Here is a 12714-nt window from a genome sequence, read left to right as displayed (position 1 = left end):
ACAGCGGATCTTAGAACCGCAGCCGGGCCATGCTCAGGAGGTCGTGGTACTGCCCGTCGGTAAAGCCGGCCTTCACATGCCGGCCTTCGATCTCAAAGCCGTGGCTCTTGTAGAGACGGAGGGCCGGTTCGTTGTCGGCATAGACGGTCAATTCGACTCGCTTCAGGGCGCGCCAGTTGTCGGCCACGTCAAGCAGCGCGCCAAGTATGGCAGAGCCGATACCTTTGCCAACAAAGGCATCGTCAAGGCCGATATTGATCTCGCCGATGTGCGAACGGCGCGGTGAACCCTGCACGACCAGGCTGCCATGGCCGACGACCTTGCCGTCCAGCTCGGCAACGATCCAGGTGGTTTCCGGGCCGGACTTGGCGATGCGCCGCGCCACCTGCTCCACCATCTCGAAAGGCATCCTGAGCGTGCCCTGGCGGAAGCCCGGCATGTTGAAAATAGCGCAAAGCGCCTCCGCATCGCTTGGCCGGACGGACCGGAGCAGCGGCTGGCTTTTCTCGGAGGGTGGCGACGTCGTGCTGGTCATGGCGTTCCCGGCGAAGGCAATCGGACCGGTACGATGCACCGGACGCCACCTGAAAATCCAGCCGTCTCTCAACCTATGATGCCGATTGCGAGCTGAAATACCGGGAGGCGGCGTAGAGTTTGAAGACGCCGCTGATGCCGATCCAGCCGAAAAGCGTGAGCCAGCACAATGTCCCGATCGCCGTCCAGTCGATCCGGTGCACCGCAGCGTCGGTGATGACGACGCCGAGGATGGCAAGCAGGCCAACCAGAAACTGTGCCAACCCGAGCACCAGCAGTTCCTCGCGCGGCGCGCTTCTCCAGACGAGATATATACCGCCCGCACCGGCGAGGAAGATTGCGCTGTAGACCTGAGCGTGGAAGGCATCGATCGGCCATGGCCAGATGCCACTGAATGTCAGGGGAAACAGCAACAGGCCGACGCCATAGAGCCCAAGGATCGCGGATTCCACCGGCATGTAGCCGCGCCATGCGGGATTTAAGGTCACGCCTTTCGCAGAAGGACGGGCTCTGGCCCGCCACAGGAACAGCCCGGATACCGCGACCGAAGCAAGATAGACCAAAAACCACAGCCAGGGCGCTTTGCGCTCGAAGTTGAAATAGCCGAGATTGATGAACGAAGCCACCGACACGATGAAGGTGAAGATGAAGGCCATGACGAGCACGAGCCTGCCGGGCGACCAGCGATTCCAGACCAGCAGCGCCGCCATCACGACCATTTCGGCGGTGTAGAAGCCGCCGAGAAAGCGCGCATTGAACGGCGTGACGGCCCAAGGCCAGCCCGGTTTGACCAGAACAGGCACGAAAAACAGGCCGGCGCCTACGATCAGGACGATGATGACGACCGCAGAGAAAAGGCGCAGGGTCGCGGGAAATGGCGGATTGTCGGATGTCGGCATGGGAGAAAATCCCAAAGATGAAGGCTCCATGGACCATCATAATGCTGCTTGCGGCCGGTTAAAATCGGCCTAAGTGAACGGTCACCAGGCTTATCCATTCGAATGGCCGCACGGTTCGTTTCGAAGTAAGATGGAGCATTCGGACCAAAGACCGGTCCGGTCAAAACGCCACGGGGTGCATTTTCCGGAGCCTGCACGATGAACGAAGCTCAGGATCTGTTCTCACTTCTGCGACAATCGGCCGATGTCGATCCACAGGCGATCGACGCGATCAAGCGAACCATCGCGGAGGGCGAGGACCGCGAACTTTGCCGCATCAATGCGCCAGCCTTCGCCAGCAAGCATGGCCTCGACGAGGAGCGCGCAATAGGCGCCTTTCTCCATGCCGCGCGGGTGGGCATCTTCGACATTTCCTGGAATGTTCTGTGCCCCGGCTGTGGCGGCGTGCTCGACACCAACGCCACGCTGAAAACCCTGCAAAAGGACGAATACACCTGCGCGCTGTGCTCCGAGGGCTATTCACCGACCCTCGACGAGATGGTCGAGGTGACATTCACCGTCAGTCCCCGCGTGCGCAGGATTGCCGCCCACAATCCACACGAACTGCCGGTGGCGGAATATTTCCGCCAGATCTACTGGGCGTCCGGCGTCGATCTGCCGGAAGAGCATTTCGCGGAAAAGATGGAAGCGTTCTCGCTGGAGGATATCGAGCTTGCGCCCGGTGAAAAGGCGGTTCTGCCCATACAGCTTCCGTCCGAATTCATCATCGTCTTCGAGCCGGTCACCCACTCGGCGCAGTTCATCGACGGGAAGGGCGAACCAACAAAGGAGCGCCGAAGCCTCTCTTTGGCCTTCGACCGCGACCATGTTCAGAACCAGACGCTGGAGATGCAACCCGGCCCGTTGCGCATTTCGCTGGAAAACCGGACCGACACCCGCGTGCTGCCGACGGTCTTCATCGCCGGCCAGGCATTGCATGATTTCCTGGGAAAACGCCGGCCCTTCCTGACCGCCAAGCGCCTGCTCACCAACCAGACGTTCCGCGATCTCTATCGCACGGATACACTCGACATCAACCAGCGCCTGAAGATCACCAGCCTGACGTTCCTGTTCACCGACCTGCGCGGATCGACCGAGCTTTACGAGCGGGTGGGCGACCTTTCAGCCTTCGATCTCGTGCGCGAGCATTTCCAGGTTCTGCACGAGATCGTCACGGCGGAGGCAGGCGCGGTGGTGAAGACGATCGGTGATGCGGTGATGGCGACCTTCGCGACGCCCGATCGTGCGATTGCTGCAGCCCTCAGGATGCGCGATGCCATGCGTACGCTCAACGACAAGAGCGGGCGCGAGGATCTGCTGCTCAAGATCGGAGTCCATGCCGGCCCTTGCATCGCCGTGTCTATGAATGAGCGACAGGACTATTTCGGCCAGACGGTCAACATTGCTTCGCGGGTCCAGAACCTTGCCAACGCACAGGCGATCTTCGCCACTCGATCGGTGGTCGACGACAATCTCACCGCCGATCTCTTACACAGGAACGCGCTGACGCCCGTGCCCCACGAGGTCTCGCTGCGCGGCATTGACCGGGAGATAGCAGTATACACGATCCCCTGAAGGCTTGGCCCTGAAGATTTGGCTCGTCCCGGCCCCTCACACTCGCCTACAGATAAAATAACGATCGGCGGGAACCGAAGGTGGCGGCGGGAGGCGTTGCAACTGCGGGTGATCGAGCGGCGTGCCGCTGACCGCGATGCCGCCGACGCGAAGTAGGCGCGCGGTCAGATCGGGAAGCCAGGTAGAGATCACTGCATCGCGATCTTCATAGCCGGTGCCGATGTCGGCATGAACAAGGGCGGCGTCGATGCCAATGAACCTGCTCGCCGTCTCGCGTATTTCGCCGAGCACGAGGTTTTCAGCTTCGGGAATTGAGCTGGCGTGTGCGGCAAGTGCGCGGTCGAACGCTATGATCCGGCGTCCGGGCAGGCGCTCGCGCAGATGGTGGAACGTCCGGCCATTACCGAGGCCGAGCTCGAGCACGGGGCCCTCTATCTTCGCCACCTCGGCGCAGACATGATCGAGTATGTCGCGCTGTGCGGTCATCCTCCGGATGAAACTGTCGAGGCGACTCATGCGCGATTGTATCTCCTGAACAAGTCCACGAAATCAACTGCCCCCGACCAGAGCGTTTCGCGGCTGAAACCAGAGGCGACGTGTTAAACCCCGATCGAGTCTTGCCGCGTGTAGAGGCGAACGATGAACACTGCAACAAGCGAACAGGCTGCCGACAAGGATCATACCGGGTGGAGTCGGCGGCGCGGCGCGCGGCGGAATAGCGATGTCACTTGTAGGGGTCCGCGGCGTCCCGCAACCCGTCGCCGAGGAAGTTGAACGCCAAGATGACGAGAACGACGGGGAGCATCGGCAAAAGCAGCCATGGATAGAACGCGATCACGCTGACGCTGCGCGCCTCGGTGAGCAGGATGCCCCAGCTGGTTATCGGCGCCCTCAGGCCGAGCCCGAGGAAGCTCAGCGCCGTCTCGCCCAGGATCATGCCGGGTATGGAGATCGTTGCCGTCGCGATCAGATGCGACATAAACCCGGGAATGAGGTGTCGGCGGATAATGCGGCTGCTTCTGGCGCCCATCAATTGCGCGGCCAGAACGTAATCCTCCTCGCGCAAGGCTAGAAGCTTCGAACGCACGGCCCGCGCCAGTCCGGTCCAGTCGAGCAGCCCGAGGATGACGGTGATGCCGAAATAGATCAGGATCGGACTCCAGGTTATCGGCATGATCGCCGCCAGAGCCAGCCATAGCGGAATACTGGGGATCGATTGCAGAACTTCGATTATCCGTTGAACGATCAGATCGAAGATACCGCCGTGATAGCCGGCCAGTCCGCCGATGACAATGCCGAGCAGGAAGCTGAAACTGATGCCGACGAGGCCTATTGTCAGTGAAATGCGTGCGCCATAGATGATGCGCGAGAGCACATCGCGCCCCAGCCTGTCAGTGCCGGCCAGAAAGAGCTGGCCGTTTTCGGCGGGGCAGACAAAATGCCTGTCACCTTCGATCAGGCCCCAGAACCGGTACTTGTCGCCCTTGCAGAAGAAACGGATCCGCTGAACATCATCCTGTTGCTCGATGTAGTTTCGCTTGAGCGTGTCCATATCCAGCGTCATCTGGCGGCCATAGACGAACGGCCCGACGAACTGGCCGTTGTGGAACAGGTGCACCCGCTGCGGCGGCGAATAGATGTAGTCCATGTTGCGCGTGTGCAGATCGTAGGGCGCCAGGAACTCGCAGATCAGTATCCCGAAATAAAGCGTTGCCAGGAATATGCCGGATACAAGGGCAAGCCGGTGCCGGCGGAATTTCCACCACATCAGCCGCAGCTGCGACGCCTGAAAGACCTTCTCCTGCTCCGGCGTCATCGCCTCGACCGACTGCAGGTCAAAGGGCTCGATGGAAACGTAGTGTTGCAGTGGGGCACCCGGAGCGGGCAGCGGCGATTGCGTGTTCATTTGGTGCTGCCGCCTTGCAAACGAATTCGCGGATCAAGTAGCGCCAGCGCTAGGTCGGAAATCAGGACGCCGATGACCGTCAGGAAGGCGAGGAACATCAGGAACGACCCTGCGAGATACATGTCCTGGCTTTGCAGCGCCTTGATCAGCATCGGCCCGGTCGTTTCCAAAGACAGCACGATCGCCGTGATTTCGGCACCGGAGATGATGGCCGGCAGGATAGAGCCGATATCCGAAATGAAGAAATTGAGCGCCATGCGCAGCGGATATTTGACCAGCGCCCTGAAGGGATGAAGGCCTTTGGCGCGCGCGGTCACGACATATTGCTTATGCAATTCATCGAGCAGATTGGCGCGCAGCCGCCGGATCATGCTTGCCGTGCCCCCGGTGCCGATGATCAAGACCGGAATCCAGAGATGGGCGAGGATCGACTTCGCCTTGGCCCAGCTCATCGGCTCGCCGAGATATTGCTGGTCCATGAGATGGCCGATGGACGTGCCGAACCAGATGTTGGCGAAATACATCAGGATCAGCGCCAGCATGAAGTTCGGAATCGCAAGGCCGAGAAGGCCGAAGAAAGTCAGGCCGTAGTCGCCCCAGCTGTATTGATGCGTGGCGGAGTACATGCCGATCGGAAAGGCAATGAGCCAGGTGAAGATGATCGTGACGAAGGAAACCAGCACCGTCAGCCACATTCGGTCCCCCACGACGTCGCGAACCGGCAGCTCATATTCGAAGGAATAGCCGAAATCGCCGTGCAGCATCCCGCCGACCCAGTAGAAGTAGCGAATGACCGGTGGCTTATCGAAACCATATTCCTTGCGCATCATCTCGATGCGATCGGAATCCACCGCTTCGCCCTGAGCCCGAAGCTCGGCAACATAGCTGTCGAAATAGTCGCCTGGGGGAAGTTCGATGATCGTGAACACCAGTGCCGATATGACCAGCAGCGTTGGAACCATCACGGCGATGCGCCAGACCAAATATCGAAGCACGCTCAGGACTCTCCAAGCCAGAATGTATCCGGCATATAGACACCGAAATAGGCGGTCGGGTCGTAGCCGTAAAGCGCCTTGTCGGGCAGATTGCGCAGCCGCGAGGATGCCAGAACCGGCTGATGCGTTCCGTTCACCGTGCCGATCGAAAACACCTGATCGGTATAGATCGACAGCATTGAATTCCAGATCTCGGCGCGCTCCGTGGCTTCAGTCGATGCGTTCCAGCGCTTGAGTAAATCCATCAACTCGACCACGGGCGGAAGATCGGGCGCTTCGCCGACCTTGCCACGGGACAAGTAGTGAGCACCCCAGAGCGGCCATTGCAGCTGGTCGTCGACGGTGGGGGCCAGTTGGTAGGGGTTCATGTCGGCGGTCGGCACGCCATTGTCGATGCCCGACCACATCGACATCATGATCTGGCCACCAAGCGCGCGGCTGCGGAAGATGTCGCGCTGCGAAGTCCGGATGAACAGAGCGATGCCGATCTTGCGCCAGTGATCAGTGATGAGCTCGAGCGCGTCGGTTTCCAGCGTGCTTTCGCCGGCAGTTTCCACTACGAGCTGCGCCGGGCGTCCGTCGGGAAGTATCCGCAGGCCGTCATCGTCACGCGCCTGAAGCCCGACCTCGTCGAGCAGGGCATTAGCCTGGTCGGGATCATGGGCGACCCAGGCTTTCGCGAATTCCGGCCGGTAGAGCGGGCTCTCCGGCAGGACCGTATCGGCACTTTCCTGCGCCAATCCGTAGAACACGGCCAAATTGATCTCGCGCCTGTCCACAGCGAGCGAAAGTGCGCGGCGCACGCGCACGTCACGAAAAAGGCCGCGCCACACCTGGTCGGCACAATTCAGATTGGGCAGCAGCGCCAGCCGCGAACCTTGTGTGCGTTTCCAGAGATGCATCTTCACTGGGTAGCGCTTCTCCGCATCCTTCAGGAAGGCGTAATCGGTGAAGTCAATTCCCATGCCTTGCAGGTCGCTCTCGCCCGCACCGGTCTTGGCGGAAATGATCGCCGACGAGCTGACGTTCATGACTATCCGGTCGACATAGGGCAGTTGCCGGCCATTCTCGTCTATTCGATGAAAGAACGGGTTCCGCTCGAAGACGAACTGCTCAGCCGGCGGCTTGGTCCGGTTCTGCCAGGGATCGAGCGTCGGCAGTTCCGGGTTCTCCGGGCGATATTGCCGCGACATGCGGATATGCAAGAGCGTCCATTTCTTGGCCCGGTTCTCCTTCATTAGGCCGGCGAGCCGGAATGGATCCTGGTATTTCTTGTGGAACTGCTTGAGATAGGCGGCCGGCAGAACAAGCGATAGGGGCGAAGCAGCGGCGAGCTTGGGCAGGAAGTCGGGATTGGGCGCATCCCAACTGTAGCGGACCGTCAACGGATCGACGATCTCGAAGCGTGGCGGCTTGCCATCCGCCAGCAGGGCCGGGGCGAGCCCGCCTTGCGAAAGCTCATCGTTCAGCCAGACATCTTCCCAGCAATAGCGAAAATCCTCCGACGTCAGCAGGCTACCGTCAGACCATTTATGTCCTTCTCGTATCTTGAAAGTGAAGACACGATCATCCGCTACATCGAAACTTTCGAGAATGTCGGCTTGCAGGTTAAGCTTTTCGTCATAGCCGACCAGGCGAGCATACCCGTAGATCGTCATCATCCGGATATCTTTCTGGCTGCCGATGATCGTGCGCAGCGTGCCGCCATATTGGCCGGGCTGCCGGCCCATCGCAGCGAGATTCAACGCGCGCGGACGCTTGGGCAGGCGTTCGGCCAGGGCCGGCAGCGCCCTGGCCTTCATCTGCGGCTGAAGAAATTCCGGCTCCAGGTCGCCGGCGCGCAACGTGCCCGGCAGAAATGCCGAAGCCATGAGTCCAAGGACGGTGCGCCGGCTGATCAATGGCGTAGCTCGCTGACATCGGCCGAACGTCGCGCCAGCACGAGGTGGCCGCCGCCAAGGTCGAGCGGCGACAGCATGTCCTCGTCGCCCTCGTCACGGAATTGCGGTCCCCATGCGCTGGTGTCGGAAGCGCCGCTGAGCTTCAGAGTCTTGAAATCCATCGGCCTGTCGAGATCGGGGAAAGGGACTGCGGCGACCAGTGAGCGCGTGTAGGGGTGGACCGGTTTCCTAAGCAGAATTTCGCGCGGCGCTAGCTCGACGATACGCCCGCCGCACATCACCGCGATGCGGTCGGCCATGTAGTCCACCACCGCCAGGTTGTGGGATATGAACAGGTAGGTCAGGCCCAGTTCCTTCTGCAGGTCCTTCAGAAGATTCAGGATCTGCGCCTGGACAGAGACATCGAGTGCCGAAACTGGCTCGTCGCAGATCAGGAGTTCAGGCCCCAGTGCCAACGCGCGCGCGATGCCGATACGCTGACGCTGTCCGCCGGAGAAACTGTGCGGATAACGCTTTATGAAACGCGGGTCGAGTCCGATTGCCTGCATCAGGTTCTTGACCGTGGCGAGTCGGGACGCGGCATTGCCACGTTGATGGATTTCCAGCGGCTCGCTCAAAATGTTCTCCACCGTCATGCGAGGTGAAAGCGACGAAACCGGATCCTGGAAGACCATCTGGATTTTCGCGCGCAGCATGCGCAGAGCGTCTCCCTCGGCTTTCAAGACGTCGATCGGACCATCGCGGCCGTTGAAGATCACAGAGCCGCCGCTAGGGGTGACAGCCCGCATGAGGACCTTGCTGACGGTGGTTTTGCCGGAGCCGCTTTCGCCGACAAGACCCAGGCACTCGCCCCGCCTGATATCAAAGCTCACGCCGTCCACGGCGCGAACAGAGGTTTGATGACCTCCGCCGAACCATCCGGACTTGCGGATCGTGAAGGTCTTTGTCATATCCCTGACCGACAGCAGGAGGTCGTCCGGCCCCTTCGATGCTGGCGCCGTCTGCTTGCCGAGCAGGTTCCCGACATTCACCGGCACCTCGCGGAGCGCTTTTAGCCTTTCGCCGGGCTTCAGGTCGAAATGCGGAACGGCTGCCATCAGGCCCTTCAGGTAAGGGTGGCCCGGCCGGCGGAATATCGCCTCCACAGGTCCCGCTTCCATGATCTCGCCATGGTACATGACCACCACCTCGTCGGCGACATTGGCGACTACGCCAAGGTCGTGCGTGATCAGCAGCATCGCCATGTTCAGCTTCGTCTGAAGCTCGCGCAGCAATTGCAGGATTTGCGCCTGGATGGTGACGTCCAACGCCGTTGTCGGCTCGTCGGCGATCAACAGGGCGGGCCGGCAGATAAGCGCCATGGCGATCATGGCGCGTTGACGCAATCCTCCCGAAAGTTCAAAGGGATACATGTCATAGGCGCGCTTGGGGTTGGGAAAGCCGACAAGTCCGAGCATTTCCTCGGTCCGCGCCTTGCGCTCCACCCGAGCCGTGGGCGTATGAATCTGCAGGGATTCGCTGACCTGATTGCCGATCGTATGCAGCGGCGACAGTGATGTCATCGGCTCCTGAAATATTTTGCCGATGCGGCTGCCTCTCAACGCCCGGATTTCGGGTCCGTCACGCGGCATCTGCAGGATATCCTGCGTCGTGCCGGGCTTTTCAGGATCGGAAAACAGGATACGGCCGCGAACATGGGCTGTGTTCGGCAAAATGCCCATCACTGCCTGGCTGAGAACCGATTTTCCGGAACCGGACTCGCCCACAAGCGCGGTAACCTTGCCGGGCAAGACGCGAAGATTCGCACGCCTGACGGCATGCAACGGTCCCCCTATAATGGCAAAAGAGATGCCAACATCCTCGATCCGCAGCAGATCAACGCCCAAATTCATTCTCACACCAGCCCCCACTCTGGCCGCTCCAGAAGGCGAGACTAGCGCATTGCCAGCCTAGAGCAACTTGGATTCGAACAGTCGCAAGTTCCCTGCCGGAACCGGCGATCGGACTGCATACCAAAACGCGTTCGGATCGGATCGTGGCGGTTACTGGAGCTTCCTCGGGTCGCCCGCGGACGGCCGCGCGGCATTGCGATGAAGCAGCATGACCTGCTCGGCGTCCGATATTCGGTCGTAAATCGGCTCCAGCGCACCGTCTTCGTCGAGCGAGAGAGCACCCGACAAATCGGGTGAAAGCACCGTTAGCTTCTGCCTGATGCCCGCCAGTTCCTCCATGCCGAGCGCCAGCCAGTTGTTGGCGCCGCAATAGCTGGCGAAGTCTTTGCTGGCGAGAACGCTGTGCGGATATTTCTTGGTTAGGGTCTGGAGGCGCTGGACCTCGTTTACAGCCGAGCCGAAGACGGAGAATGTGAGCCGGTCGGTAAGCCCGACATTGCCGAACATCACATTGCCGACATGCAGGCCGATACCATAGTTTATGTCGCTCAATCCCTGCTGCTTTCTGCGCAGATTGAGACCCATCATGCGCGCGGTGGCCTTGTGCGCTGCTGCAAGAGCGGCCTGGCAGGCGATCTCGGACTGTGAACGGTGCCTTGCGCAAGGGTAAACGGCAATGAAGCCATCCCCTATGAAACTCATGATCTGCCCGCCCTTGCGATTGAAAGGCGCAGCAGCGGCGTCGAAAAACTGGTTCAGCGTATCGATATAGACTTCGCGGCCGGAGGTTTCGGCAAGTCTTGACGACCCGCGCATGTCGCCCATGACCAGTGCCGCCCGGATTGTATCACCCTCGCCGCGCTTGATCTGACCGTCGAGCACGCGCCTGCCGGCGTCGCCGCCGAGATAAGTGGTCATCATGTTGTCGGCAAGCTTGGTGAGCACGGCCATCTTGGTTGCGATAGCGAGATGGTTCTGGATGCGCAGCAGCGCCGCAATCATGCTGTCGCTGAAGCCTGCGGCACTGTCGGTGGACCAAGACCCGATCATGCCCTGACTGGTGTTGCCGCTGAAGGGATGGACGAAAGCCATGTAATCGGTGACGCCCATCAGCTTGAGGTCATCGAAAACAGGAAATTCCGACGGCACCGACGAGTCGAGCCGGCGCCGCAGATGGTCGAGCTTGTGGCTAAGCAGATGGTAGTATGGGCTGGTCAGGAATCTGTCGGAATGAACGCCGTTCTCCTTGCGGAAGCCTTCCACTTCCAGGCCCTGGCCGCGGAGCCAGGTGAAGCCGAGCGCGTCATAAAGCGGATGAAGCATCGAAAAGCTCAAATGCACCCGCTTCAGCGGCAGGCCGGCAGCAGCCAGCCGTTCACAAAAGCCCCTTACCAATGTTTCCAGATCGTCGCCCGCCAACGCCGATTGCGTCAGCCAATCGGCAACCTTATCCATGAGAATGGCAGAAATTTCTGCTTGCGCTGTGCTCATGCTATCTCGAAATCTCCTTGATCCGCCACAAATTCGCCGGCTCGGACGCCGTCAGGCCTTCACCACCGTCTCTCGGGCTAGCCCGAGGCGGCCAAAAATATTGCGTGTGTCGACGATCAGTAGAGCGTGATCCGCGATCGCCTGATAGTCGATCGCGTCGTGGTCGGTTGCAACGACGACAGCGTCGAAATCCTTCAGGGCCACCTCGGTCAATTCGACCGAGCGACGCCCCTTGATCGCCATATGCTCCCGTGTGGTCGGGATTTCGGTAACATGCGGATCGTGGAATTCCGCCTTGCCGCCCCATTCCTCGATGAGTTCAATGAGCCGCAATGAGGGGCTTTCGCGGATGTCGGGCACATTCTTCTTATAGGCGAGCCCGATGATGAGAATGCGCGAGCGGCTGAGCGCCTTGCCGCAGCGCCGGTCCAGCGCCTTCGCCAGTTCATCGACCACATGACGCGGCATGGCCGTGTTGATCTCTGCCGCCAGCTCGATGAAGCGGGTCGGCAGTTCGTATTCGCGCGCCTTCCACGTCAGGTAGAAAGGATCGATCGGAACGCAGTGCCCGCCAAGTCCAGGGCCAGGATAGAAAGGCATATAGCCGAACGGCTTGGTCTTTGCCGCCTCGATCACCTCCCAGATGTCGATTCCCATCGCACCGAGCACGACCTTCAACTCGTTGACGAGGGCTATGTTGACCGAGCGGAAGATGTTTTCCGTCAGCTTGACCGCCTCGGCGGTTGCCGTGGTGGAAACCGGAACGACGGTCTTGACCACGCCATGGTAGAAAGCCTGCACGAGCATCGCCGCTTCAGTGCCGTCACCTGCCACGACCTTGGGGATCGTCGCGACTTCAAAGCTGCGGTTGCCGGGATCCTCGCGTTCGGGCGAGAAGCCGAGGAAGAAATCTATCCTCGACCGCAAGCCGGTTTTTTCCAGGATGGGCTTGATCACGTCGTCGGTGGTGCCGGGATAGGTGGTCGATTCCAGCACGATCAGCTGGCCGAGACGCAGATGCTTCGCGATGGTGCCTGCCGTGTTCCTGACAAAGGAGAGATCCGGCTCGCGGTGTTTCGTCAGTGGTGTCGGAACGCAGATGATGATGACATCGCAGACGGCCAGTTCGGCAAAATCCGCAGTGGCGCGGAACCGTCCGCTCGCCACCTGGCCGGCAAGGGCTGGCGACGTCACCGCCTCGATGTAGGATTGGCCGTTGTTCAGGCTCTCGACCTTTTGGGGTTCGATGTCGAAGCCGGAAACCGGGAAGCCGGCGCGTGCGATCGCAACCGCCAGCGGCAGCCCCACATAGCCCAGTCCGATCACGCCGACTTGCGCGGCACGCGTCGAAATCCGGTTCAGAAGACGGTCATATGTCGATCGTGAGGCGTCCAAAAATGTGCTTCCCGTCAATTCGGACAGGCCGTCCGCTTCCATGGTGAGGCTCACCGCTCCCAAGAGCCCCGAGGCATATTGCGGAAA

The 12714-nt window shown here is 60.4% G+C and carries 10 protein-coding genes; 1 reads left to right on the top strand and 9 read right to left on the bottom strand.

Annotated features, from left to right (window positions below; all coding sequences use genetic code 11):
* Positions 1–10: 10 nt before the first annotated feature.
* Positions 11–535, bottom strand: a complete 525-nt coding sequence (locus NKH78_RS10820) for a GNAT family N-acetyltransferase (RefSeq protein ID WP_302895874.1) — start codon at positions 533–535, stop codon at positions 11–13.
* Between the two features lie 73 nt (positions 536–608).
* Complete coding sequence (locus NKH78_RS10815) at positions 609–1433, bottom strand: hypothetical protein (RefSeq protein ID WP_352506851.1); 825 nt, start codon at positions 1431–1433, stop codon at positions 609–611.
* A gap of 198 nt (positions 1434–1631) precedes the next feature.
* Here NKH78_RS10815 and NKH78_RS10810 point away from each other — a divergent pair, with 198 nt between their 5' ends.
* Complete coding sequence (locus NKH78_RS10810; protein ID WP_352506850.1) at positions 1632–3047, top strand: adenylate/guanylate cyclase domain-containing protein; 1416 nt, start codon at positions 1632–1634, stop codon at positions 3045–3047.
* A 36-nt stretch (positions 3048–3083) separates the two neighbouring features.
* On the opposite strand, the gene NKH78_RS10805 is transcribed toward NKH78_RS10810, so the two are convergent.
* From NKH78_RS10805 to NKH78_RS10775, 7 genes are all read right to left on the bottom strand, one after another.
* On the bottom strand, positions 3084–3563 hold the full coding sequence (locus NKH78_RS10805) for a class I SAM-dependent methyltransferase (protein ID WP_352506849.1): 480 nt from the start codon (positions 3561–3563) through the stop codon (positions 3084–3086).
* 208 nt (positions 3564–3771) lie between these two features.
* Complete coding sequence (locus NKH78_RS10800; RefSeq protein WP_254818876.1) at positions 3772–4953, bottom strand: ABC transporter permease; 1182 nt, start codon at positions 4951–4953, stop codon at positions 3772–3774.
* Positions 4950–5948 (bottom strand): ABC transporter permease, encoded by a 999-nt coding sequence (locus NKH78_RS10795; RefSeq protein WP_254818875.1) that lies wholly within the window; start codon positions 5946–5948, stop codon positions 4950–4952. The genes NKH78_RS10800 and NKH78_RS10795 overlap by 4 nt, the downstream gene beginning before the upstream one ends.
* A 2-nt stretch (positions 5949–5950) precedes the next feature.
* Positions 5951–7849, bottom strand: coding sequence for an ABC transporter substrate-binding protein (locus NKH78_RS10790; RefSeq protein ID WP_352506848.1), 1899 nt, complete (start codon positions 7847–7849; stop codon positions 5951–5953).
* On the bottom strand, positions 7846–9741 hold the full coding sequence (locus tag NKH78_RS10785) for an ABC transporter ATP-binding protein (RefSeq protein WP_352475783.1): 1896 nt from the start codon (positions 9739–9741) through the stop codon (positions 7846–7848). Before NKH78_RS10785 ends, NKH78_RS10790 begins: the two co-directional genes overlap by 4 nt.
* 150 nt (positions 9742–9891) lie before the next feature.
* Positions 9892–11232 carry an adenylate/guanylate cyclase domain-containing protein gene (locus NKH78_RS10780; RefSeq protein WP_352882833.1) on the bottom strand — a complete coding sequence of 447 codons (1341 nt, stop codon included), beginning with the start codon at positions 11230–11232 and terminating at the stop codon, positions 9892–9894.
* A 51-nt stretch (positions 11233–11283) separates the two neighbouring features.
* Positions 11284–12669, bottom strand: a complete 1386-nt coding sequence (locus tag NKH78_RS10775) for a nucleotide sugar dehydrogenase (protein WP_352778714.1) — start codon at positions 12667–12669, stop codon at positions 11284–11286.
* Between the last annotated feature and the right edge of the window lie 45 nt (positions 12670–12714).

The sequence above is a fragment of the Mesorhizobium sp. M0910 genome, assembly GCF_040319465.1.
In the GTDB taxonomy this organism is placed as follows: Bacteria; Pseudomonadota; Alphaproteobacteria; order Rhizobiales; family Rhizobiaceae; genus Mesorhizobium.
Note: the sequence above shows the minus strand (reverse complement) of the source record. Positions and strands in the feature narration are given on the sequence as shown.